Source organism: Streptomyces sp. NPDC001137 (assembly GCF_040298885.1).
Classification (GTDB): Bacteria; Actinomycetota; Actinomycetes; order Streptomycetales; family Streptomycetaceae; genus Streptomyces.
Genome location: NZ_JBEPBA010000026.1, coordinates 76,795 through 97,667, shown reverse-complemented (window position 1 = coordinate 97,667; position 20,873 = coordinate 76,795). Strand labels below are relative to the sequence as shown.

26 protein-coding genes are annotated in these 20,873 nt (G+C 70.9%); 13 read left to right on the top strand and 13 right to left on the bottom strand.

Features of this window, described 5'->3' with window-relative positions:
• Positions 1-100: 100 nt before the first annotated feature.
• Entirely contained in the window at positions 101-772 is a 672-nt protein-coding gene (locus tag ABT254_RS37535) for a copper chaperone PCu(A)C domain-containing protein (RefSeq protein WP_351480657.1), read from the top strand.
• A 75-nt stretch (positions 773-847) separates the two neighbouring features.
• Here the strand turns inward: ABT254_RS37535 and phoP are convergent, their stop codons facing one another.
• Together phoP and phoR are read right to left on the bottom strand one after the other, a co-directional pair.
• Positions 848-1,519 (bottom strand): two-component system response regulator PhoP, encoded by a 672-nt coding sequence (gene phoP, locus ABT254_RS37530; RefSeq protein ID WP_004000192.1) that lies wholly within the window; start codon positions 1,517-1,519, stop codon positions 848-850.
• A gap of 5 nt (positions 1,520-1,524) precedes the next feature.
• The gene (phoR, locus tag ABT254_RS37525; protein ID WP_351480655.1) at positions 1,525-2,793 is read right to left on the bottom strand and encodes a two-component system sensor histidine kinase PhoR; all 1,269 of its coding nucleotides are present in this window, start codon (positions 2,791-2,793) and stop codon (positions 1,525-1,527) included.
• A gap of 246 nt (positions 2,794-3,039) precedes the next feature.
• Here phoR and phoU point away from each other — a divergent pair, with 246 nt between their 5' ends.
• The 3 genes from phoU (at position 3,040) to ABT254_RS37510 (ending at position 4,434) form a co-directional block, all read left to right on the top strand.
• Positions 3,040-3,741 carry a phosphate signaling complex protein PhoU gene (gene phoU / locus ABT254_RS37520; protein ID WP_351480652.1) on the top strand — a complete coding sequence of 234 codons (702 nt, stop codon included), beginning with the start codon at positions 3,040-3,042 and terminating at the stop codon, positions 3,739-3,741.
• 131 nt (positions 3,742-3,872) lie between these two features.
• Positions 3,873-4,025, top strand: coding sequence for a hypothetical protein (locus ABT254_RS37515; RefSeq protein ID WP_351480649.1), 153 nt, complete (start codon positions 3,873-3,875; stop codon positions 4,023-4,025).
• A 160-nt stretch (positions 4,026-4,185) separates the two neighbouring features.
• Complete coding sequence (locus ABT254_RS37510) at positions 4,186-4,434, top strand: SCO4226 family nickel-binding protein (protein WP_351480646.1); 249 nt, start codon at positions 4,186-4,188, stop codon at positions 4,432-4,434.
• Between the two features lie 95 nt (positions 4,435-4,529).
• Here ABT254_RS37510 and ABT254_RS37505 read toward each other — a convergent pair whose 3' ends face one another.
• Complete coding sequence (locus ABT254_RS37505) at positions 4,530-5,660, bottom strand: FAD-dependent oxidoreductase (RefSeq protein ID WP_351480643.1); 1,131 nt, start codon at positions 5,658-5,660, stop codon at positions 4,530-4,532.
• 177 nt (positions 5,661-5,837) lie between these two features.
• On the opposite strand from ABT254_RS37505, the gene ABT254_RS37500 reads away from it, so the two are divergent.
• Both ABT254_RS37500 and ABT254_RS37495 read left to right on the top strand, forming a co-directional pair.
• A complete protein-coding gene (locus ABT254_RS37500; protein ID WP_351480640.1) occupies positions 5,838-6,071 on the top strand; it encodes a DUF8825 domain-containing protein in 234 nt (77 codons plus the stop codon).
• Between the two features lie 44 nt (positions 6,072-6,115).
• Positions 6,116-6,334 (top strand): hypothetical protein, encoded by a 219-nt coding sequence (locus ABT254_RS37495; RefSeq protein ID WP_351480637.1) that lies wholly within the window; start codon positions 6,116-6,118, stop codon positions 6,332-6,334.
• 12 nt (positions 6,335-6,346) lie between these two features.
• Here the strand turns inward: ABT254_RS37495 and ABT254_RS37490 are convergent, their stop codons facing one another.
• The gene (locus ABT254_RS37490) at positions 6,347-6,583 is read right to left on the bottom strand and encodes a hypothetical protein (protein WP_351480635.1); all 237 of its coding nucleotides are present in this window, start codon (positions 6,581-6,583) and stop codon (positions 6,347-6,349) included.
• A gap of 59 nt (positions 6,584-6,642) precedes the next feature.
• On the opposite strand from ABT254_RS37490, the gene ABT254_RS37485 reads away from it, so the two are divergent.
• A complete protein-coding gene (locus ABT254_RS37485) occupies positions 6,643-6,861 on the top strand; it encodes a hypothetical protein (RefSeq protein WP_351480633.1) in 219 nt (72 codons plus the stop codon).
• 69 nt (positions 6,862-6,930) lie between these two features.
• Here ABT254_RS37485 and ABT254_RS37480 read toward each other — a convergent pair whose 3' ends face one another.
• Complete coding sequence (locus ABT254_RS37480; RefSeq protein ID WP_351480630.1) at positions 6,931-7,692, bottom strand: phosphoglyceromutase; 762 nt, start codon at positions 7,690-7,692, stop codon at positions 6,931-6,933.
• A gap of 152 nt (positions 7,693-7,844) precedes the next feature.
• Here ABT254_RS37480 and ABT254_RS37475 point away from each other — a divergent pair, with 152 nt between their 5' ends.
• On the top strand, positions 7,845-9,101 hold the full coding sequence (locus tag ABT254_RS37475; protein ID WP_351480627.1) for an MDR family MFS transporter: 1,257 nt from the start codon (positions 7,845-7,847) through the stop codon (positions 9,099-9,101).
• A 111-nt stretch (positions 9,102-9,212) separates the two neighbouring features.
• On the opposite strand, the gene ABT254_RS37470 is transcribed toward ABT254_RS37475, so the two are convergent.
• The 3 genes from ABT254_RS37470 to ABT254_RS37460 all read right to left on the bottom strand — a co-directional run bounded on the left by ABT254_RS37470 (position 9,213) and on the right by ABT254_RS37460 (position 10,615).
• Entirely contained in the window at positions 9,213-9,377 is a 165-nt protein-coding gene (locus tag ABT254_RS37470; protein WP_351480624.1) for a hypothetical protein, read from the bottom strand.
• Positions 9,378-9,602: 225 nt separating this feature from the next.
• Positions 9,603-9,827 carry a hypothetical protein gene (locus tag ABT254_RS37465; protein ID WP_351480621.1) on the bottom strand — a complete coding sequence of 75 codons (225 nt, stop codon included), beginning with the start codon at positions 9,825-9,827 and terminating at the stop codon, positions 9,603-9,605.
• 311 nt (positions 9,828-10,138) lie between these two features.
• Positions 10,139-10,615 carry a DUF2000 family protein gene (locus ABT254_RS37460; RefSeq protein ID WP_450751697.1) on the bottom strand — a complete coding sequence of 159 codons (477 nt, stop codon included), beginning with the start codon at positions 10,613-10,615 and terminating at the stop codon, positions 10,139-10,141.
• On the opposite strand from ABT254_RS37460, the gene ABT254_RS37455 reads away from it, so the two are divergent.
• Complete coding sequence (locus tag ABT254_RS37455) at positions 10,614-11,417, top strand: helix-turn-helix transcriptional regulator (RefSeq protein ID WP_351480615.1); 804 nt, start codon at positions 10,614-10,616, stop codon at positions 11,415-11,417. The genes ABT254_RS37460 and ABT254_RS37455 overlap by 2 nt on opposite strands.
• 42 nt (positions 11,418-11,459) lie before the next feature.
• Positions 11,460-12,107: an SAM-dependent methyltransferase gene (locus ABT254_RS37450; protein WP_351480612.1), complete on the top strand. Its 648-nt coding sequence runs from the start codon at positions 11,460-11,462 to the stop codon at positions 12,105-12,107.
• Between the two features lies 1 nt (position 12,108).
• Here the strand turns inward: ABT254_RS37450 and ABT254_RS37445 are convergent, their stop codons facing one another.
• From ABT254_RS37445 to mshA, 3 genes are all read right to left on the bottom strand, one after another.
• A complete protein-coding gene (locus tag ABT254_RS37445) occupies positions 12,109-13,752 on the bottom strand; it encodes a glycosyl hydrolase family 28-related protein (protein WP_502972116.1) in 1,644 nt (547 codons plus the stop codon).
• 129 nt (positions 13,753-13,881) lie between these two features.
• Positions 13,882-14,382 carry a type III secretion system chaperone family protein gene (locus tag ABT254_RS37440; RefSeq protein ID WP_351480607.1) on the bottom strand — a complete coding sequence of 167 codons (501 nt, stop codon included), beginning with the start codon at positions 14,380-14,382 and terminating at the stop codon, positions 13,882-13,884.
• Positions 14,375-15,712 carry a D-inositol-3-phosphate glycosyltransferase gene (gene mshA, locus ABT254_RS37435; RefSeq protein WP_351480605.1) on the bottom strand — a complete coding sequence of 446 codons (1,338 nt, stop codon included), beginning with the start codon at positions 15,710-15,712 and terminating at the stop codon, positions 14,375-14,377. Before mshA ends, ABT254_RS37440 begins: the two co-directional genes overlap by 8 nt.
• A gap of 186 nt (positions 15,713-15,898) precedes the next feature.
• On the opposite strand from mshA, the gene ABT254_RS37430 reads away from it, so the two are divergent.
• The 3 genes from ABT254_RS37430 to ABT254_RS37420 all read left to right on the top strand — a co-directional run bounded on the left by ABT254_RS37430 (position 15,899) and on the right by ABT254_RS37420 (position 19,593).
• Complete coding sequence (locus ABT254_RS37430; protein ID WP_351480602.1) at positions 15,899-16,711, top strand: class I SAM-dependent methyltransferase; 813 nt, start codon at positions 15,899-15,901, stop codon at positions 16,709-16,711.
• A 192-nt stretch (positions 16,712-16,903) separates the two neighbouring features.
• The gene (locus ABT254_RS37425; protein WP_351480600.1) at positions 16,904-18,001 is read left to right on the top strand and encodes a C40 family peptidase; all 1,098 of its coding nucleotides are present in this window, start codon (positions 16,904-16,906) and stop codon (positions 17,999-18,001) included.
• A 275-nt stretch (positions 18,002-18,276) separates the two neighbouring features.
• Complete coding sequence (locus ABT254_RS37420) at positions 18,277-19,593, top strand: PP2C family protein-serine/threonine phosphatase (protein WP_351480598.1); 1,317 nt, start codon at positions 18,277-18,279, stop codon at positions 19,591-19,593.
• A gap of 147 nt (positions 19,594-19,740) precedes the next feature.
• Here the strand turns inward: ABT254_RS37420 and ABT254_RS37415 are convergent, their stop codons facing one another.
• Together ABT254_RS37415 and ABT254_RS37410 are read right to left on the bottom strand one after the other, a co-directional pair.
• Positions 19,741-20,073: a DUF2516 family protein gene (locus ABT254_RS37415; protein WP_351480595.1), complete on the bottom strand. Its 333-nt coding sequence runs from the start codon at positions 20,071-20,073 to the stop codon at positions 19,741-19,743.
• A 131-nt stretch (positions 20,074-20,204) separates the two neighbouring features.
• Positions 20,205-20,852, bottom strand: coding sequence for a hypothetical protein (locus ABT254_RS37410; RefSeq protein ID WP_351480594.1), 648 nt, complete (start codon positions 20,850-20,852; stop codon positions 20,205-20,207).
• Positions 20,853-20,873 lie beyond the last annotated feature (21 nt).

Genomic DNA, 20,873 nt, shown 5'->3' with positions numbered 1-20,873 from the left:
GTGCGGCGACTCGGGGACGGCTCGGTAACCTAAGGCCGCTGACAGACACTTAGGGCGGCTTCTTGGGTCGCCACGCTCGAGTCAAGGAGTTGCCGCCGCCGTGAGCAGCAGCCTTCGACGCGGCGCCCTCGCCGCCGCCGCCATCGCGTTCTCGACCGCCTCGCTCGCCGCGTGCGGCGCGGGCGGCGACGCTCAGACGCTGGAGATCAAGCCGGACAACGCGGCGACCAAGGTCGGCTCCATCAAGGTGCAGAACGCCCTGATCATCACCCAGCCCGACGTCCGGGCGGCCGGTCCGGCCGTGATCTCGGCGACCCTCTTCAACAACGGTGGCACCGCGCAGACGGTGGACTCGATCACCCTCCCGAACGTCAACGCGACCGCCGAGATCAAGCCGGCCAAGGGCAACGGCAAGCTGGTCGTGCCGGCGCACGGCTCCCTGGTGATCGGCGGCAAGGGCAACGCCAGCGCCGTGCTGGCCAACGGACGCGAGGCGGTCCAGGACGGCAGCGTCCGCCAGGTCACCTTCACCTTCAGCAAGACCGGCGATGTGAGCCTGCGCGCCTTCGTGGTCCCGGCCCAGAGCTACTTCAAGACCTGGGGCCCGAGCGAGATCCCGTCGGCCCCCGCCTCCCCCACCCCCAAGCCGGGCACGAGCACGACGGCGTCCCCGAACCCGTCCACCTCGGCCTCGAAGCCGGCCACCTCGGCCACCCCGACCGACGCGGCCTCCGCGAGCGTCTCGGCGTCGAAGCCGGCCGCCGGGCACTGAGCACGCGTACGAGTACGACGAAGGGCGGGACCTCTCCAGGAGGTCCCGCCCTTCGTCGTAGGCCCGGTGGACGGCCTACGGCTCGAACTTGTAACCCAGACCACGAACCGTCACCAGATACCGCGGCGCGCCCGGGTCCGGCTCGATCTTGGCTCGCAGGCGCTTGACGTGGACGTCGAGGGTTTTGGTGTCGCCCACGTAGTCGGCGCCCCAGACGCGGTCGATGAGTTGCATGCGGGTCAGGACTCGGCCCGCGTTGCGCAGCAGCATTTCCAGGAGGTCGAACTCCTTGAGGGGGAGGTCGACCTTGGAGCCGGAGACCGTGACCACATGGCGGTCCACGTCCATGCGGACCGGGCCTGCCTCCAGGGCGGCCGGGGTGACCTCCTCGGGCTCGCCGCGGCGGCGCAGGACGGCCCGGATGCGGGCGACCAGTTCGCGGGACGAGAACGGCTTGGTGACGTAGTCATCGGCTCCTATCTCCAGGCCCACGACCTTGTCGATCTCGCTGTCCTTGGCGGTCACCATGATGACGGGGACGTTCGAGCGGCCGCGCAGCTGACGGCACACCTCGGTGCCCGGCAGCCCGGGCAGCATCAGGTCGAGGAGGACGAGGTCGGCGCCGTTGCGCTCGAACTCGTCGAGTCCGTCGGGGCCCGTGGTCGCGACCGCGACCTCGAAGCCCTCCTTGCGGAGCATGTACGACAGGGCGTCGGAGAAGGACTCCTCGTCCTCGACGACGAGCACTCGGGTCACGGAAGGACCTCCGGGGCGGGAAGCGGTTCGTACGGGGATGACTGGGGGGTGGTTCGGTCGGCCTCGTCGTCGAGATCGTCCGGGTCGGGGTGGTGGTGCGCGCGGTCGCGGGCAGCCCCCGCCTCCGGCAGCCTCAGGGTGAACGTGGAGCCCTGACCCTCGGAGCTCCACACCGTGACCTCCCCGCCGTGCGAGGCGGCCACGTGCTTGACGATCGCGAGTCCCAGGCCCGTGCCGCCGGTGGCACGGGAGCGGGCGGGGTCCACGCGGTAGAAGCGCTCGAAGATGCGCTCCTTGTCCTTGTCGGAGATGCCGATGCCCTGGTCGGTCACGGCGACCTCGATGTGGTCACCGCCGGGCGCGGTCACCCGGCGGGCGGCTATGCCCACACGGGTGCGGGCGGGCGAGTAGTTGACGGCGTTCTCCACAAGGTTGCCCAGGGCGGCGGCCAGCTGACCCCTGTTGCCCCAGACATACAGGTCGGCGGTGCCGCCGGCGGCCATGGTGATCTGCTTGGTGCCGGCCTGGTGGCGGCAGCGGTCGATGGCCTCGGCGACCAGTTCGTCCACGCGGACGGGTTCGGCGTCCTCGAGGGGGTCGTCGTTCTGCACTCGGGAGAGGTCGATGAGTTCCTGCACCAGGCTGGTGAGCCGGGTGGCCTCGATCTGCATCCGGCCGGCGAAGCGCTCCACCGCCTCCGGGTCGTCCGAGGCGTCCATGACGGCCTCGGAGAGGAGGGAGAGAGCGCCGACGGGGGTCTTCAGCTCGTGGCTCACGTTCGCCACGAAGTCGCGGCGTACCGCCTCGATGCGGCGGGCCTCGGTGAGGTCCTCGACCAGCAGGAGCACCAGCCGGGAGCCGAGCGGGGCCACGCGCGCGGAGACGGCGAGCGCGTCGCCGCCCCGCCCGGTGCCCCGGCGCGGCAGGTCCAGCTCGACCTGGCGTATCTCCCCGTCCCGCCGGGTGTCCCGGGCCATCTGGAGCATCGGTTCCACGGAGAGCCGGCCGCCGCGGACCAGGCCCAGGGCGTACGCCGCGGAGCTGGCCTTGACGACCGCGTCGGCCTCGTCGAGGACGACCGCCGAGGAGCGGAGCACGGACAGGACGGTGTCCACGCCCGGTGGAAGCACCGGGTCCGTGTGCAGGGAGGTGCGGGTGGGGCGCTTCTGCTCCCGCTCGCTCCAGCGGAACGCCAGCATGGCGATCACGCCGGTGAGCACCCCGGCGATCGCTGCCGCTGCGGCGACCGCCGCGTTCACGTCCATGCAAACAGGTTAGGCATGGGGTACGACATCCCCACAGCCGTCAAGGTGCGAGCTCGAACACTCGTCGCCCAGAGTTCACCTTGGAGCCAGTGATGGTTCATTTGGGGTGACGGAAACGGACGCGTACGGGCCGGAACGTGGGAGCGTGGGGTGCGAAGCGACGTTTCCGGACGGCCGGTTTCGGCCGACGGACGCACGGGCCCCTGCCCCGGCAGCCCCGAAGGACACGTAAGAGAGGGATCCCTGATGCGGGACGCGTACCACGAGGAACTGGATTCGATCGGCGACGGTCTGGTGGAGATGGCCCGGCTGGTCGGGTCGGCGATCGGGCGCGCCACGACCGCCATCCTCGACTCCGACCTCAAGCTGGCCGAGAACGTCATCGAGGCCGACAAGAGGGTCGACGAGCTCCAGCACGACCTCGAGGCCCGGGCCATAGCCCTGCTGGCCCGTCAGCAGCCCGTGGCCACGGATCTCCGTATCGTCGTCACCTCGCTGCGTATGTCGGCCGACCTGGAGCGTTCGGGCGACCTGGCGCAGCACGTGGCGAAGCTGGCCCGCCTCCGCTTCCCGGAGCGTGCCATCCCGCACGACCTGCACGCGACCATCCTGGAGATGGGCCAGCTCGCGCAGCGTCTGATGGCCAAGGCGGCCGAGGTGATCGTCACCAAGGACGTCGACCTGGCGCTGCAGATGGAGTCCGACGACGACGAGATGGACCTGCTGCACCGCACGCTCTTCCAGCACCTGCTGGACGACCGCTGGAAGCACGGCATCGAGACGGCGGTGGACGTCACCCTCCTCGGCCGCTACTACGAGCGCTACGCCGACCACGCGGTGGCCGTCGCCAAGCGTGTGGTGTTCCTGGTGACGGGTGAGCACGCGGACGATCTGCAGGGCGACGTCCAGCCGGAGATCCAGCCGGTGACCGGGGGCGACGGGGCGTAACGCCAAGGGGATCCCGGGGGCGTGAACCCCGGCGGCGGGGCGTGTGGACGCCACAGTGCGCCGTTGATGCGCCCAGCACAGCGGGCATGCAATGGGCACAGGCACCAGCCTCTAGGCCTCCAGGAGGACCCATGGCCGAAGCCCCCACCACGCCCGACCCGACGCAGGAGCGCGAGACGGACCGCCCCGCCGAGATCAAGAGCCTCCCGCTCTTCGGCGCGTGCGGCTGCGGCTCGGGCTGCGGCTGCGGGTGCCAGTCGGGCAATCCCTGTCAGTGCGGCTGACCGCTCCGGTTGATCTTGTACGACCTGTACGACGTGAAGGGCCCCGGTGATCGTGCCGGGGCCCTTCGCCGTGAGTCGCCCCGGGCCGTGTACGAGCGCAGCATGGAAGCAGAGGAGCGAAGAAGCCGCCGTCGCAAGGATCGGAAGGAGGTGCGCTGCCATGGCGCAGTTCATGGACGTACACCACGGGATGAAGGGCATCACGGCCGAGCAGCTGCAACAGGCCCACCAGGCCGACCTCGCCATAGAAGGGGACGAGGGCGTCCACTTCGAAAGGGCCTGGGCGGACCCCGAGTCCGGCACGGTCTACTGCCTCTCGGAGGCCCCGTCGGCGGAGGCGGTCCAGCGCATCCACGAGCGGTCGGGGCACAAGGCGGACGAGGTGCATGCGGTGCCGCTGTCGGTCTGACCTCGGCGCGCCGACTGCGAACGGCCCCCTGCCCGCGAAAGTACGCGGGCAGGGGGCCGGTGCGGTGGCGGGGGCCGCCGGGAGGAAGGCGCGGCTCATTCGCCCTTCTGGGTGAACATGGCGATCAGATCGCGGGCGGTGTTGGCCTCGGAGTCGATCCCGGGCATCTCACCGCCTTCGAAAGTGGCGGCCTCGGCGCTGCGGGGGAACATCGCCTGCTCGTACTCGGCGAGCGCGGCCTCGATGTCGTCCGGGTGCGCGGCGATGGCCTCGCCGAGTTCGGCGCCGTCGAGCATGGCGAGGTTGGCGCCTTCGCCGTTGGGGGCCTGGAGATGGGCGGCATCGCCGAGCAGGGTCACGCCCGGCACCCGGTCCCAGCGGTGCCCGGTCGGCAGGGCATGGATCGAACGCAGGACCGGCGCGGTGTCGCTCTCGGTGATCAGCCCGGTGAGCTCCGGCGCCCAGCCCTCGAACTCCGCCGCGATCCGTGCCGTCGCCGCGGCTGCATCGGTGAAGTCGATGGCGGCGAACCAGTCCAGCGGCCTGGACAGCGCCACGTACATGTGCAGGGTGTCGCCGCTCTCCCGGTGGGCGAAGATCTCCCTGCCCGGCGAGGGCGCGATCATCATCCCGCCGCCGACCGCCTTCGCGGCGGCGGGGTGCCGGGTGTCGGCCTCGTACAGATAGGTCTCGACGAACGACGTGCCGGTGTACGCGGGTGTGGCGTCGGAGAGCAACGGCCGGACCCGTGACCATGCGCCGTCCGCGCCGACCAGCAGGCTCGTGACGAGGGTGGTGCCGTCGGCGAAGGTGACCTCGTGGCGGCCGTCGCCGAGGGCACGTGTGCCGCTGACCTTGTGGCCCCAGCGGACGGTGCCGGCGGGCAGCGAGTCGATCAGCATCTTCCGCAGCTCGCCGCGCATCGCCTCGGGGCGTCCGCCGTTGCCGTCGTCCTCCTTGTCGAGCAGGACGGTTCCGTCCGTGTCGAGGACCCGCATCGCCTCGCGGCCCTCCAGGACGATGGCGCGGAACTCGTCCATCAGACCGGCGGCCTCAAGGGCGAGCTGCCCGTTGTAGTCGTGGATGTCGAGCATCCCGCCCTGTGCGCGCGCCGACGGGGAGGCCTCGGCCTCGTAGACGGTGGCCGGTATGCCGTGGACGTGCAGAACGCGGGCGAGCGTGAGTCCGCCGAGTCCGGCGCCGATGATCGTGACAGGTGTGTTCATGGTGGCTCCTCAGGGATCGGGCCGCCCGGCGAGCTCCGGCCGGCCCCTTCCCTGGAAGGTGTCAGCCCCCACCGACGCGCCACCCACATCCGCCCGACAGCCCCGACGAGTCGCCTACATCCACCCGACAGCGATCCGGGGTGGCCCAGAAAATCGAACACATGCTTGAATTCGGCCATGCGACCGTTCCCCGACGACCTCGCCCAGGCGCAGCAGGACTGGAGTGCCACCTACCGCCGGCTCGCCGAGCACCCCGGCGGCACCGAGCTGCGCCGGCGCCTGCACCGGCTGTCGACGCGGGTGTACTTTCACCCCTACTGGCAGCACCGGCGCCCCGGCCCCGCAGCCTGGTGGGAACTGCGTGACCTGGGACGATCCCAGCAAAACGCCAGTGAACGGCTCCCCCGATGACACGCTGGGGTGCAGGCCCGGACATCCCGGATGATCCTGAAGGCATGGCCGGACCGATTCGCGTGATCGTGCATCCACCGTCGCCCACGGGCGGCCGACGGGTCCGCGTGGACGGCGAGATCCTGGGGCTCGCGTACAACGTGGCGGATGTCGCGGAGTTCCTGCGCCGGGCCGGTCTGGAAATCGACCCCGCGGACGTGGCGCAGTCGCCGTGGATCGACTGGCGGGGGGTGGGGCCGGAACACTGGGGCCCGGAGGCGTGACAGAAGCCGCGACTACTCGCGGGGGGCCCCGGAGCCGGGAGACCTGCGCTCCCTCGCCCTTCGCCGACGCCGGTGCCAGCGGTCCGGCAGCTCCCCGGTCGCGAGGGCAGCAGCGGCAACAACGGCACACACCGGCCAGCTCTCGAAATCCTCGTCGACCAGGCCGACGAAGCGGATCACGACCGTCGTCAGGGCCCACCCGACAACAGCCCAGGCCACCGCTTTGATGCGTCTGCCTCCATCGGTCATGGGCTCAAGGTAGCTGGCGGGATCTTGTGCCCCGCCCCTGTCCCCGATACAACCGTCTCGTGACAAGCGACTCCGGCCCGAAGGCGCGGTGGACCAAGGACAAGGCCGGCGCCGCCCTGGCGGCCACAACCGGCTTCTTCTTCAGTCGCGAGCCCGCTCTTGAAACGACGAGGCATCTGACCCGGGAGTATCCGTACACCGCCGCTGCGCTCATCAGCCTCGCGGTGGCCGTCCTCGCGTACTGGATCGGGTTGCGGGTGATGAGGAAGCTCCCCTGACGGCCCCGGCGCAGCAACAAGCCCCCCGCCGGCGGAGAAGGCGCGGGCAGGGGGCTTGATCAGTGCGGGTTACTTCTTCTTGCCCTGGTTCTTGACCGCCTCGATGGCCGCCGCGGCCGCCTCAGGGTCGAGGTACTTGCCGCCGGGGGTGACCGGCTTGAAGTCGGCGTCGAGCTCGTAGGAGAGCGGGATGCCGGTCGGGATGTTCAGGCCCGCGATGTCCGCGTCCGAGATGCCGTCCAGGTGCTTGACCAGGGCGCGGAGGCTGTTGCCGTGGGCGGCGACGAGGACCGTGCGGCCGGCCAGGAGGTCCGGGACGATGCCGTCGTACCAGTACGGGAGCATGCGGACGACGACGTCCTTCAGGCACTCCGTGCGGGGGCGGAGCTCCGGGGGGATGGAGGCGTAGCGCGGGTCGTCGCTCTGCGAGAACTCCGTGCCGTCCTCGAGCGGCGGCGGCGGGGTGTCGTACGAGCGGCGCCACAGCATGAACTGCTCCTCGCCGAACTCCGCGAGGGTCTGCGCCTTGTCCTTGCCCTGGAGGGCGCCGTAGTGGCGCTCGTTCAGACGCCAGCTGCGGTGGACCGGGATCCAGTGGCGGTCCGCGGCCTCCAGCGCGAGCTGCGCCGTGCGGATCGCGCGCTTCTGGAGGGACGTGTGGACCACGTCGGGGAGAAGGTCGGCGTCCTTCAGGAGCTCGCCACCGCGGACCGCCTCCTTCTCGCCCTTCTCGTTCAGGTTCACGTCCACCCAGCCGGTGAACAGGTTCTTCGCGTTCCACTCGCTCTCGCCGTGGCGGAGGAGGATCAGCTTGTACGGTGCGTCGGCCATGTCCCAGAGCGTAATCCACGCATTCGGGCCACAGGAGGCCCGCCCAGCAGGCGGACAGTTGACGGCATCTGTTAATTGAGTGGCCCGGCCCCTCAACCCCTGCGTAAGTTGTGCTTGCTGTCTGCGCCACTTACGTCCATGGGGGATTCTCGATGTCAGTCGCCGGTCTGAGACGTGCCGCCCGGGAGACCGTGTCCGGACTGCCCCGCGAGTTCTGGTGGCTGTGGACCAGCACCCTCGTCAACCGGCTCGGGGCTTTCGTCGCCACCTTCATGGCTCTGTACCTGACCGTCGATCGTGGGTACTCCGCCTCCTACGCCGGCCTCGTCGCGTCCCTGCACGGGCTCGGCGGGGTCGTCTCCTCGCTCGGGGGCGGCGTCATGGCCGACCGGCTCGGGCGGCGGCCCACCCTGCTGATCGCCCAGTCGTCGACCGCCGCCTCCGTCGCGCTCCTCGGCTTCGTGCACGATCCCTTCGCCATCGCCGGAGTCGCGTTCCTGGTGGGCATGGCGTCCAACGCCTCCCGGCCCGCCGTCCAGGCGATGATGGCCGACATCGTGCGGCCCGAGGACCGGGTGCGGGCCTTCTCCCTCAACTACTGGGCCATCAACCTGGGCTTCGCCGTCTCCTCCATGGCCGCGGGCTTCATCGCCGAGTTCAGCTATCTCGCCGGGTTTCTGATCGAGGCCGGGATGACGGCCGTCTGTGCGCTCGTCGTCTTCCTGAAGCTGCCCGAGTCACGGCCGGTGGTCGGCGTCTCCAAGGGGGCGAAGGAGGACGCCGTCGGTCTTGGTGCGGTCGTCCGCGACAAGCGGTACATGAGTGTCGTCGGGCTGTCCTTCCTGGTCGCGCTCGTCTTTCAGCAGGGGTCCGTCGGGCTGCCCGTCGCCATGGGGCAGGCCGGGTTCACTCCTGCCGACTACGGCTTGGCCATCGCCGTCAACGGTGTGCTGATCGTCGCGCTGCAGATCCCCGTCACCCGGTTCATCGAGCGCCGGGATCCCCGACGGCTGCTCGTGGTCTCGTCCCTGCTGGCCGGATACGGCTTCGGGCTCACCGCCTTCGCCGGGTCGGTCGGCGTCTTCGCGCTCACCGTGTGCGTATGGACGCTGGGCGAGATGCTCAACGCGCCGACGCAGACGGGGCTGGTCGTACGGCTGTCGCCGGTGCACGGCCGGGGGCGCTACCAGGGCGTGTACACGCTGTCGTGGTCCCTCGCCGCGCTGGTCGCTCCGCTGATGTCCGGGCTGGTCATCGACCGGTTCGGGGCCGAGTGGCTGTGGGGGCTGTGCGCGGTCGTCGGCACGGCGGCGGCTGTTGGGTACGGCGCGCTTATGCGGCGCATTCCGGCGGCGGAGCCGACGGCTACAGTGCCGACTGCCGCCGGGGCCGAGGTCGCGGCGGGGTGAGGTGTCCGCCGCCCGGGCATGCAGGGCGTCGGAAAAGCCCCGCCCCGCACCGGGAACATCAAGGCGCGAAGCGGGGAATCGAGCAACGCCCGGCACTCAGCGCGCGGAAGCCTAGTTGAAAGTCCCCTCGAACTTGCCGAAGTCGGGGTCGCCGTTGACCTTGCCCACGTCGCTGGTCGGCCAGTCGTCCTGGCCGTCGGCGAGGGCCTGGGCCGCGCCTCCCAGCAGGACTGTCCCGGCGAGGGCGAGGGCGGCCAGCACGGCACGTGCACGCATAAACGTCTCCTTCGGTAGGTGTGTGCTTGCCGGAGGTATGCCGCCCGGCCGCCGCGCGGGAAGCGCCACGTGCGCACAAGCACCCGAATGCGGCGCACGTGGCGCCACCCGTGTGGACGTGGGAAAAGACATGACGAAGCCCCCCACCTGCGGTTGTCCGCCGGTGGAGGGCTTGCCGCCGTGCTGTCGACCGGTGCCGGCGCTGTCAGGTCGCCGGCCGGGCGATCAGAAGCTGGCGCTGACGCCGACCTGGTGCGGGAGGGCGCCGAGGGTGCCGCCGAGAGTGCCCAGGGCCGTCGCCTTGAGCGTGTCGAGCTCGGCCAGGGCGTCGGCGCTGCTGAGCGTCGTGGAGCCGGCGGTGAGGGAGACCTGCGGGGCCAGACCGCCGGAGACGGCGTCGAGGTCGGCGTCGGAGAGCTCGGCGGTCTGAACCTGGGGAGCGGAGTTCATGGGGAAACTGCCCTTCGCATGGATGTGCCAGAGGGGGGAGCGGCCCCGCGGGGGGACAGAAGGCGGGGCTCGGTGCGCAGGATCAAATCACGGAGCGTGCTCGGCATCCAGTGCGAAGGCGCCCGGAGCTGGGCAGTTGAAACGGTCCGCCACCGAAGCGTGAGGAGATGCACACGAATTGGGGGCAGCTTCTCTACACCGAGCGCCCCACAGGGAGCCGACAGGCATTGCGCCGGCTGCCGCGAACAGGACAACTCCGCATCAACAGAACTCACTCGTACCGCGGTTGCGCATTGAGTGTGCAGATTCGGTCACGGATGCATCCGCGCGCCTTTCAGCACCTTGTCCACAGCGTTCCTCGGGCCGTGCACCGCCATCCCCACCAGGTCCAGATCACCCGTCCCCACGGCCCGCACCGCGCCCCGGTTGTCGCGGTCGTTGCCCGTGCCGAACAGGTCGGAGGTGAAGACCGAGCGCGGCAGGGCCCGGGACAGCGCGCGCCCGTGGGCCGCCGTCAGCGTCTCCTTCGTACCCTCGAAGACCAGTACCGGCTGGCGGAACATGGGCAGGTACCGGACGCCGTCCGCGTCCTCGTAGGGCTCGCCGATCACCTCGGGAACCGCCGTCCCCAGGCCGCTGACCAGGAACGCGGTCACGTTCAGCCGCTGCCAGGGCTCCAGGTCCTCCCGTAGCAGGACGGCGATCTTGGTGTCGAAGCGCATCGGTTCAGTGCTCATGCACCGAGACTGCCGACCGTCGTACGGCCCCGTCTTGTACGTTCTTTGCATGGCCGCTCAGCGCCCCCGGCAGGAGGTCTCCGCCTGGCGCCCCCGGATACCCGGCGTCGTGGAGGTCTTCCACGCGCACTTCACCGAGTACGCCTACCCGATGCACGTCCACGAGGCGTGGACGCTGCTCATCGTGGACGACGGCGCCGTACGGTACGACCTCGACCGGCATGAGCACGGCACCCCGCACGACACGGTCACCCTCCTGCCGCCGCACGTGCCGCACAACGGCTCCCCCGCCACCCCGCACGGCTTCCGCAAGCGTGTCCTCTATCTCGACGGCACACACCTGCGCGACGACCTCATCGGGGCCGCCGTCGACCAGCCCGACCTGCGCGATCCCGTACTGCGGCGGCGCGTCGGGCAGTTGCACACCGCGCTCGCGCACGCCGGGGACGAACTGGAGGCCGAGAGCAGGCTGACCTTCATCGGGGAGCGGCTGCGCTCCCAACTGCGGCCGAGCGCCGGTGCCGACACCCCCCGGCCCGATCCCGCCCTCGCGCGCCGCCTGCGCGAGCTTCTCGACGAGCGGGTCGTCGAGGGTCTCACCCTGGACGAGGCCGCCGGGCTCGTGCACGCCCATCCCGCGCATCTGGTGCGGGCGTTCAGCTCCGCCTACGGCATCGCGCCGCACCAGTACCTGAACTCCCGCCGCGTCGACCGCGCCCGTCGGCTCCTGCTCGACGGGCGGTCGCCGGGGGAGGTCGCGTCCGCCACCGGGTTCTTCGACCAGTCCCATCTCACCCGGCACTTCCGGAAGTTGGTGGGGGTGACCCCGGGGCGTTATGCGAAGAACGTGTGACAAGGACACCCTTGCGGGGCCCGCGGCCATATCGTCCGGCTCATGGACTGGCATGAGTGGCACGCCGCGTACGACTCACCCGACTCCTACCTCGGCCGGCGCCTGGCCCTCGTCCAGGAACGCATCCGGCTCGCCCTCGACGAGGCCCCGCCCGGCCCGCTCACCGCGGTCAGCCTCTGCGCCGGACAGGGCCGCGACCTGATCGGTGTACTCCACGACCACCCCCGACGGGCCGACGTCCGGGCCCGGCTGGTCGAACTGGACGGGCGGAACGTCGCGGTGGCGCTGGCTGCCGCGCGGGCCGCGGGACTGCCGGACGTCGAAGTCCTCGCCGGGGACGCCTCCATGACGGACCACTACGCCCCTCTCGTGCCCGCCGATCTCGTCCTCGTCTGCGGCGTCCTCGGCAACCTGGTCGACGCCGACGTCGAGCGGACGATCGACCACCTCACACAGCTCTGCCGGCCCGGCGGCACGGTCGTCTGGACCCGCACCCGGCACTTCGAGCCCGACCTGGTGCCCCAGATCTGCGCCTGGCTGGAGGAACGGGACTTCGAGCGGCTGTGGGTGTCCGACCCCAGCCTCGGCCACGGCGTCGGAGCCCACCGGTTCGCCGGTGAGCCCCGCCCACTGAAACCCGGTCGGCGCATGTTCGACTTCATCGGCTACGACACCCTGCGCCGCGCCTGAGTCACAGCGCGCGCTGCGCCTCGTACAGGTTCCGCGGCCGGACCTCGTTCGTCGTGGGATACAGCTCCAGTCGCGTATGCAGGTCCCCGGTGAAGTCCGGTACGTCGACCTGGTCGAACTCGGTGACCTCGTTGACGCCGACGGTCGCGGAGTACGGCGCGAGTCCGTCGATCTTCACCAGGCCCGCCCTGCGGTTCGTCACGCGGATGTTCCAGTGGGTGAAGCGGGCGCCGTAGAGGGGGCCGGCGTTCGCGTCGCCGCCGTGGCGGCCGTTGTTGTCGAGGGTGATGTCGGTGCGGACGTTCGCGAAGGGCAGGCCCCGGTGGGAGTCGAAGGTGCCCATCCGCAGGTCGCCGCGTGACCAGACGTTGTAGGAGGACAGTCCCTCGACGTTGATGCCGTGCAGCTGTGTCCCCTCCGGGGCCGGGACCGTGCGCTGTTCGATCGTGAAGTCCTCGATGAGGTTGTCGTGCGAGCCCTCGCGGCAGAAGTAGGGGTGGTGTTCGCCTCGGCCGCCGACCCTGGTGCGGCGCAGGGTGCAGGAGGACGCGGCGACCAGCCCGAACCCGTTGTCGACGTTGCGTACGGTCACGTCGTCCACCCAGCAGTCGTACGCGCACTGCAGCGCGACGCCGTTGTAGCCCTTGTCGAGGAGGTGCGGCGACTGGGGCGTCTCCATGACGTCGAGGGTGAGGCCTTCGACGCCCGCGCCGGTCAACTCCCCTATGTGGGTGGTGAATTGGGGATTCCATTCGGGACGCAGGTCCAGCGGGAGCGGGCGCTCCAGCGTGACCCTTCGGCCGCGCACGCGGACCACCCGGACCGGCCACTCGTAGGGGACGTACGACAGCAGCTTGGTCTTGTCCTGCCAGGAGTACGCCGCCGGTCCGGGGCCGCCGCCCGACATGTGCTGGAGGAGGGTGTGGCCGGCGTCGTCGGCGATGCGCAGGAGGACCAGTCGGCCGGGGCGCAGCCGTGACGGGTCGGCGACCGTCACCGTCCAGTCCCCTTGCCGCGCGGGCTCCACGGCCGTCAGGGGCTCCCACTCGTCCCGCCTGTTGCCGGTCCAGCCCTCGAAGGGCCAGGCCTGGGCCCTGATGGCGGCGGTCAGGGACTCCCAACGGGCCTGGGGGGCCAGCCAGATCAGACCGCCCGCCCAGGACCAGGCCGACTTGCTGCCGCCGTATCGGGAGCCGTAGACACCGATCAGCTCGGTGAGGCTTTTCGTCGCGTACAGCGTCGTACGGCCGCTCCCGGCGCCGCGCAGCACGACGTTGTCGTACCCGATGTGGATGAGGCCGTCGATGCGGAAGGTCCCCGGCGGGACGGTGACCGTGCCGCCGCCGGCCCTCCCGGCGGCGGCGACGGCACGGTTGATCGCGGGGGCACAGTCGGCCGAACCGCCCTCCTCGGCGCCGTAGTCGCGCACGTCGGCCACGACGGGGCGGCGGGGGAAGCGCGCCGCCCCGCGCAGGCAGCCCGCCCGGCCGACGTAGGGGATCTGCGGGTGGGCGAAGGGAGTGCGGACGAACTCCCGCCAAATGCAGGGGACTTGGCTGCCGGTGGGGTCGGCGGAGGCGGGTGTGCCGGTGGCCGCGGCGGCGGCCACAGCGGTGGCGCCGACGAGAAGGCTCCGTCTGGTCATGCCCTGGTGCGCCGTGCTCATTCCGTACGCCCTTCCATGCGGATCTTCATGGATATGAACGACGTTCAGATCTGCGTCGGCCGCGAGCATGCCACGAGGGCCCGTGCTCGGAAAGGGGGCGTGCGGGAGTTATTCAGCAGAGCGCTGGGTCAGATGAGTGAACGCGTCCAGATTCCGCGTCGACTCTCCCCGCGCCAGGCGCCACGCGTACTCCTTGCGGATCGCGGACGCGAAGCCGAGTTCCAGGAGGGTGTTGAAACTGCCGTCCGCCGCCTCCAGGACCTGGCCGAGCAGGCGGTCGATCTCGTCGGGGGTGACGGCGGAGAGCGGGAGCTTGCCCGCGACGTAGATGTCACCGAGCTGGTCGACGGCGTAACTCACGCCGTACAGCTTGAGGTTGCGTTCCAGGAGCCAGCGGTGGACGCCCGGCTCGTTCTCGTCGGGGTGGCGGATGACGAAGGCGTTGAGGGAGAGGGAGTGCCGGCCGACCAGGAGGGAGACGGTCGTCTTCAGCTTCCTGGTGCCGGGGAGCTGAACGACGTAGTTGCCGGGGGCGGGGCTCTCCCATTCGAGCTCGGCGTCCTTCAGGACGCCCTCGATCACCTGGGCCGCTTTCTCTGCATCAGCCATGGTGGGAGCGTACGCGACGCCGGTGCGACTGCATCGCGGCCGTGTAGACGTCCGCCGTCGCGGCCGCCGCGGTGTCCCAGCCGAAGGACTGCGCGTGCCGGGCGGCGGCCGCACCCATGCGGGACGGGAGCGTCGGGTCGTCGGCGAACCCGGACAGCACGCGCGCGTAGTCGGCCGGGTTGTGGCCCCGTACGAGGAAACCGGTCTCCCGGTCGCTCACGGCCACCGGCAGTCCGCCGACCGAGGCCGCGAGCACCGGTGTGCCGGCCGCCTGCGCCTCGATGGCGACCAGGCCGAAGGACTCGCTGTAGGACGGCATGACAAGGACGGACGCGGCCCTGAACCAGTCCGCGAGCTGGTCCTGGCCGACCGGCGGACGGAATCGCACCACGTCCGCGATACCCAGGCGTGAGGCCAGTTTCTGCAGGCCCTCGGGCTTGGCGAGGCCACTGCCGCTGGGGCCGCCGACGATCGGCACGAGGATGCGGGAGCGCAGCTCGGGGCGCTCGTCCAGGAGGACGGCTACCGCGCGCAGCAGCACGTCCGGGGCCTTCAGGGGCTGGATACGGCCCGCGAAGAGGGGGATCAGGGCGTCCTGCGGGAGGCCGAGGCGGGCGCGGGCGGCGGCGCGGCCGTCGGCGGGACGGAAGCGGTCCAGGTTGACGCCCGGGTGAACCACGGCGACCTTGCCGGGGTCCGCGGAGTAGTGCCGTACGAGCTCGTCGGCCTCCTCGGCGGTGTTCGCGATGAGACGGTCGGCCGCCTCGACGATCTGGGTCTCGCCGATCACACGGGCCACGGGCTCGGGGGTGTCGCCGTCGGCCAGGTTGGCGTTCTTGACCTTGGCCATGGTGTGCATGGCGTGGACCAGGGGGGCGCCCCAGCGCTGGGCGGCGAGCCAGCCGACATGGCCGGAGAGCCAGTAGTGGGAGTGCACGAGGTCGTAGTAGCCGGGGCGGTGGCCCGCCCAGGCCTGCATCACCCCGTGGGTGAAGGCGCACAGCTGGGCCGGGAGCTCCTCCTTGGCCAGGCCCTCGTAGGGGCCCGCGTCGACATGGCGGACGAGGACGCCCGGGGCCAGCTCGACGCTCGGGGGGAGGGCGGCCGTGGTCGCGCGCGTGAAGATCTCGACCTCGATGTTGATCGCGGCGAGGCGCTGCGCGAGCTCCACGATGTAGACGTTCATGCCGCCGGCGTCGCCCGTGCCGGGCTGGTGGAGCGGTGAGGTGTGCACGGAGAGCATGGCGACGCGGCGCGGGCGGCGGTGCAGCCTCAGCCGCGGGGGCGTTGCCTGGGAGCGTCGCCCGAGCCTGCTGACGTACTGGCTCACGTGGCGTTCCTCCTTGTGCGGGCATGCCTGGGCGAGGGTGTGGGGCGCCCTCCAAGGGAGGCAACAGCGCGGGGAGGGGTTCCCATCCCCGGTGGAGGGGATTTTGCCGAGGCATTACCGGAGGTCGCTCAACCGTTCGACGCTCGGGTGCGTGGGGCCGCCTACCGTCCGCATACCCTCGTACGCATGACTTCCCGCGCCACGCCCCGCCCTGTGGGAACCGTGACACGCGGGACCACCAACCCCAACCGGCTGCGCCGCATGGACCGCTGGATCGCGGCCACGCACGGCGCCGAGCTGCGCCGCGCCGCCGATCCCGTGGCCGTCGACCTCGGCTACGGCGCCGCCCCCTGGACGGCCGTCGAACTCCTCACCCGGCTCCGCGCCGCGGCGCCCCGCACCCGGGTGGTCGGCGTGGAGATCGAACCGGCCCGGGTGACGGCGGCCAAGCCGTACGAGCGCGACGGGCTCGCCTTCCGGCACGGCGGGTTCGAGATCCCCCTCCCCCAGCGGCCGCACCTCGTCCGCGCGGCCAACGTTCTGCGCCAGTACGACGAGTCCGAGGTCGCCGCGGTGTGGCAGCGGCTGTGCGCCCGGCTGGCCCCGGCGACCGAGCACTCCCGCGGCGGGCTGCTGGTCGAGGGGACCTGCGACGAGATCGGGCGCCGGCACGTCTGGGTCGCACTCGGTCCCGAGGGGCCGCGGACCGTCACCTTCGCCACCCGGCTCGGCTCCCTGGACCGGCCCTCGGACCTCGCCGAGCGCCTCCCCAAGGCGCTCATCCACCGCAATGTCCCCGGCGAACCCGTGCACGCCTTCCTGCGCGACTTCGACCGCGCCTGGTTGGCCGCCGCGCCCTACGCCTCCTACGGCGCCCGGCAGCGCTGGATCCGTGCGGTGCGGGACCTGACGGCCGACTGGCCGGTGACGGACGGGGCGGGGCGGTGGCGGCAGGGCGAAGTGACGCTGGCCTGGAAGGCGTTGGCGCCCCGCGGCTGACCGGCCTTCGCCTCTGACCTGCGGGGAACGATCTCCGTGAGTCGTTCGTCACAAAGGCGGGGAGATCGCGTAGGGCAACGGGAAGGGGGGAATTCCGACTCGCGTGCGGCTCTGTCGCTTTGCGCGTCGGCGTGGCACGATCCCCCAGGCACCGTAAGTTACTGACGGTAAATCAGGTTTGGGGGTAGCTGTATGGGTACGGGCAAGCGCGGCCTCATCACGATGGCCGTGACCGTGGTCTGCGCGGTCACCGTGCTGGCAGCGCCGGGGACGGCGTTCGCGAATGCCGGCCGGACGCCCACCCCCAGCACCTCTCCCTCCCCGGACGCATCCGCCTCCACGACTCCGGCAGGCGGCAAGGACCTTGAGGCGATCCGCGAGAAGCTGGACCAGCTCTACCACGACGCGGCCGTCGCCACGGACGCGTACAACGCGGCCGAGGAGAAGGCCAAGCAGCAGTCCGCCGCGATCGTCGACCTGGCGCAGAAGATCGTCAAGGGACAGCGGAAGCTGGACGAGTTGAAGAAGCGGGCGGGTGCCGCGGCCGCCGCCCAGTACCGCACCGGCGGACTCCCCGACGAGGCCCGGCTGCTGCTCAGCGACAACCCGCGGCAGTTCCTCGACGGCGCGGGCCGGGTGCTGGAGGGCGAGCGCGCCACCAAGGGCCTGATCGTGGAAATGACCCGCACCCAGCAGGACTTGAAGCAGTACGCCGCGGACGCCGCCGACCAGTGGAAGAAGCTGGAGGCGAACCGCAAGGCGAAGGACGCCGCCCGAAAGAAGATCAAGCAGCAGATCGCGGCCGCCGAGAAGCTGGAGAGCCGGCTGGAGAAGAAGGAGAAGGAGCGCCTCGCCCGGCTGGAGCAGGAGGCCGCCCTCGAGGCGCAGACCGCCTGGCTCGACTCCGGGATCCTCGACGAGATCAACGGCAAGGCGTCCGAGCTGGGCAAGAAGGCGGTGGCCTACGCCACGGCGCAGATCGGAAAGCCGTACGAATGGGGCGCCGAGGGCCCGGAGACGTACGACTGCTCGGGGCTGACCTCACAGGCCTGGGCGGCCGCGGGGCATGCCATTCCGCGCACCTCGCAGGAGCAGTGGAAGCAGCTGAAGCACGTCGACATCAAGGACATGCGGCCCGGCGATCTCATCATCTACTTCGACGACGCCAGCCATGTCGGGATGTACATCGGCGACGGCGCGATCGTGCACGCCCCGCGGCCCGGGCGGACGGTGACGATCACGGGGGCGGGGTCCATGCCGATCCTCGGCGTGGTGCGCCCGGACGCGTAGGGAGGGTCGGCCGGGCGGTCGCGTGAACCCGCTCACGTGACCCACTGCACGCCGAACGTCCCCGCAAACCCGCGGTGGACGTGACGTTCGTCATTCCTGCGCCGCGTCCCTCCTGTCCAACTGCGGTACGGATCGCGGCATATGACAGTGGCGCCTGGCCAAGCAGCGTGTCTCACGCCATTCCTTTACGGCGCCGGCACCCGCTATGGTCCCCGTCGGTGGATCGAGATCTCTCGCTCCGCGTGCCCTCGGGGGGAGGGAAGGAACTCAACAAGATGCCCGTACCCATACCGCGGCAGAGAGCGATCCCGGCCGCGGAGAGTGGTCAGGCGCAGGCCGCGCAAGAAGGCGGCACCTCCACGGACCAGACCCCGCGCAAGGAAGCCACGGTCGACAAGAACGCCGCCGCCACCACGAACCTGACGCTGCTGCTGATCGAGGACGATCCCGGCGGCTCCACCGTCATACCCGAGCTGCAGGACTCGGCCGGCCGTCCGATCCGCGTCCGCACCGCCCGCAACCTCACCGAGGCCGCGCGGCTGCTGACCGACGACGTCCACTGCATCCTGCTGGACCTCGCGCTGCCCGCCCCCGGGCGCAGCGATGACGACGACGAGCTCGCCGTGCTCAAGCACGTACTGGAGCTCGCGCCCCGGCACGCCGTCCTCGCGCTCACCGCCTCCGGTGACGCCGAGCGCGGCGCCGAGGCCGTGCGGGTCGGCGCCCAGGACTACCTCTTCCGGGACGAACTGGACGGCAGGCTGCTGAGCCGGGCGATCCGTTACGCCGTGGAGCGGAAACGTTCCGACACGGCCGAGCGGCGGCTCGCCGAGGGCCGGGTCCGGGCGCAGGAGAACCGGCGCCTGGAGCGAGGGCTGCTGCCCACCCCGCTGCTCGAAGGGTCGTCGCTGCGGTTCGCCGCCCGGTACCGCCCCGGCCGGTCTCGGGCGCTGCTCGGGGGTGACTTCTACGACGTAGTACGGACGCCGGACGGCACCGTGCACGCCATGATCGGCGACGTCTGCGGGCACGGCCCGGACGAGGCGGCGCTCGGCGTGGAGCTGCGGATCGCCTGGCGCGCGCTGACCCTGGCGGGGCTGTGTGGTGACGAGCTGCTCGGGACGCTGCAGCAGGTGCTGGAGCACGAGCGGTCCGACGACGAGATCTTCGCGACGCTCTGCACGGTGGACATCTCGCCCGACGGGCGGCGGGCCGGGCTGTGCCTTGCCGGACATCCCTCGCCGCTGATCGCCCGTCCGGGGCGGACCGCGGAGCTGCTGCCGTACGACAACAACGGGCCTGCCCTCGGGCTGCTGCCGGGGGCGCGGTGGCCTCGGATGCAGGTGGAGCTGGGGCGGGAGTGGAGTCTGATGCTCTACACCGACGGGCTGATCGAGGGCCGGATCGGGGAAGGGCGCCTCGAGCGGCTGGGGCAGGACGGGATGGTGGAGATGGTGCGGCGGCAGCTGGCCGAGGGGTTGCGGGGCGAGGCGCTGCTGCGGGCTGCTGTGAACGAGGTTCGTGAGCTCAACGGTGGGGAGCTGACGGATGATGTTGCAGTGCTGCTGCTGGACCGGGGGTCTGAGCGGTAAGTCACCGTTGGGGCATTTGTTGTATGCCGACTGCGGGCTCGATGTGGCTGGTCGCGCCCACGCGGCGGAGCCGCAAATCGAAACAGCCCCGCGCCCCTTGACGGCGCTCCCCTGACCGGCGGCTTCCAGCAGCCGCCGCCGTAGCTTCTAGCGGCCGCCGTTGTACGGGCCGTACGGTCCGTCGCTGCTGGAACCCCGTCGGTTGCGGCCGCCGCCTGCGAGGCCTCGTAGGGCCGGGCGGACGTCGACCATGTAGACGATGCTGGCCACCAGGCCTATCGCGGGCAGGAACGACAGGATCGGGAAGATCAGGTTCACCACGAAGGCGAGGGCGAGGATGATCAGCCAGAACGGCTTGGTCTGCTTGCCGACCGCGCGGTAGGCGTCCTCGCGCCGGATGGCCGCGTCGATCAGCGCGAAGCCGCTGAAAAGGATCAGGGCCATGCTCAGCAGCCACATCAACCCTGCGAATCCCTGCATCAGCACTACGTCCACCACCAGACTCGGCTTGTTCCTACGCGGTCACCGTACCCGTTCCCGAACACCGGCTACCCGCACAACGGGCCGGGCCCTCCAGGAGTGCCCGACCCGTTACCGATCACCCGTCCGTGTCACTTGGCGGGCGGCGTCGTCTTCTTCGCGGTGGTGGTCTTGCGGGCCGGCGCCTTCTTGGCGGCGGGCTTCTTCGCCGCGGCCGGGGCGGCCTGGGCCTCGGCCGGCTTGGCGTCTTCCTTGACCGCGACCGGCTCGGCCTTCGGCTCGACGGCGACGGCCAGCTCCTCGATCTCCTCGGCCGCCTCGCCGCGCCAGGTCTTCACGGCCTGCTCGCCGTGCTCGGCGACCTTCTCGTAGGTCTCGCGGGCCTTCACGGCGTACTCGGCGGCGACGCCGACACCGCGCAGCGCGAGGTCCTGGGCCGACTCGCCCAGCTTCTTCAGGTCGGCGTCGATGGTGGAGCCGAGCTTCTTGATGTCACCGTCGAGGGTCGCCAGGAACTCGGTGACCTTGGCCTGGAGGTTCTCCTGGGTCTCCTTGACCTTGGCGCCGGCCTCCTTGGCGCGGGCCTGGGCCTTCTCCTGGACGGCCTTCGGGTCGGTGGTGCGGACGGCCTCGAAACGGGCCGGGGCCTCGGCGCGCAGCTGCTCCACCAGGCCGGGCACCTTCTTGGCCTGCTGAAGGGCCAGGTCGGCGGTGCCGGCGGCGAAGTAGAGCGGCGTCGGGTCGCTGAGGGTCTTACGGAGGTCGTCGGTGATGGCCATGGTGATGGTCCTCCCGGATCG

Coding starts and splice junctions, on each gene's coding strand:
- ABT254_RS37420 (WP_351480598.1), top strand. CDS start 18,277: ATGCCCGTACCCATACCGCGGCAGAGAGCGATCCCGGCCGCGGAGAGT.
- ABT254_RS37465 (WP_351480621.1), bottom strand. CDS start 9,827: ATGAACTCCGCTCCCCAGGTTCAGACCGCCGAGCTCTCCGACGCCGAC.
- ABT254_RS37490 (WP_351480635.1), bottom strand. CDS start 6,583: ATGACCGATGGAGGCAGACGCATCAAAGCGGTGGCCTGGGCTGTTGTC.
- ABT254_RS37510 (WP_351480646.1), top strand. CDS start 4,186: ATGGCGCAGTTCATGGACGTACACCACGGGATGAAGGGCATCACGGCC.
- ABT254_RS37505 (WP_351480643.1), bottom strand. CDS start 5,660: ATGAACACACCTGTCACGATCATCGGCGCCGGACTCGGCGGACTCACG.
- ABT254_RS37455 (WP_351480615.1), top strand. CDS start 10,614: ATGGCCGCTCAGCGCCCCCGGCAGGAGGTCTCCGCCTGGCGCCCCCGG.
- ABT254_RS37440 (WP_351480607.1), bottom strand. CDS start 14,382: ATGGCTGATGCAGAGAAAGCGGCCCAGGTGATCGAGGGCGTCCTGAAG.
- ABT254_RS37480 (WP_351480630.1), bottom strand. CDS start 7,692: ATGGCCGACGCACCGTACAAGCTGATCCTCCTCCGCCACGGCGAGAGC.
- ABT254_RS37425 (WP_351480600.1), top strand. CDS start 16,904: ATGGGTACGGGCAAGCGCGGCCTCATCACGATGGCCGTGACCGTGGTC.
- phoU (WP_351480652.1), top strand. CDS start 3,040: ATGCGGGACGCGTACCACGAGGAACTGGATTCGATCGGCGACGGTCTG.
- ABT254_RS37430 (WP_351480602.1), top strand. CDS start 15,899: ATGACTTCCCGCGCCACGCCCCGCCCTGTGGGAACCGTGACACGCGGG.
- phoR (WP_351480655.1), bottom strand. CDS start 2,793: ATGGACGTGAACGCGGCGGTCGCCGCAGCGGCAGCGATCGCCGGGGTG.
- ABT254_RS37415 (WP_351480595.1), bottom strand. CDS start 20,073: ATGCAGGGATTCGCAGGGTTGATGTGGCTGCTGAGCATGGCCCTGATC.
- ABT254_RS37515 (WP_351480649.1), top strand. CDS start 3,873: ATGGCCGAAGCCCCCACCACGCCCGACCCGACGCAGGAGCGCGAGACG.
- ABT254_RS37495 (WP_351480637.1), top strand. CDS start 6,116: ATGGCCGGACCGATTCGCGTGATCGTGCATCCACCGTCGCCCACGGGC.
- ABT254_RS37500 (WP_351480640.1), top strand. CDS start 5,838: ATGCGACCGTTCCCCGACGACCTCGCCCAGGCGCAGCAGGACTGGAGT.
- ABT254_RS37475 (WP_351480627.1), top strand. CDS start 7,845: ATGTCAGTCGCCGGTCTGAGACGTGCCGCCCGGGAGACCGTGTCCGGA.
- ABT254_RS37470 (WP_351480624.1), bottom strand. CDS start 9,377: ATGCGTGCACGTGCCGTGCTGGCCGCCCTCGCCCTCGCCGGGACAGTC.
- ABT254_RS37445 (WP_502972116.1), bottom strand. CDS start 13,752: ATGACCAGACGGAGCCTTCTCGTCGGCGCCACCGCTGTGGCCGCCGCC.
- ABT254_RS37450 (WP_351480612.1), top strand. CDS start 11,460: ATGGACTGGCATGAGTGGCACGCCGCGTACGACTCACCCGACTCCTAC.
- ABT254_RS37410 (WP_351480594.1), bottom strand. CDS start 20,852: ATGGCCATCACCGACGACCTCCGTAAGACCCTCAGCGACCCGACGCCG.
- ABT254_RS37460 (WP_450751697.1), bottom strand. CDS start 10,615: ATGCAAAGAACGTACAAGACGGGGCCGTACGACGGTCGGCAGTCTCGG.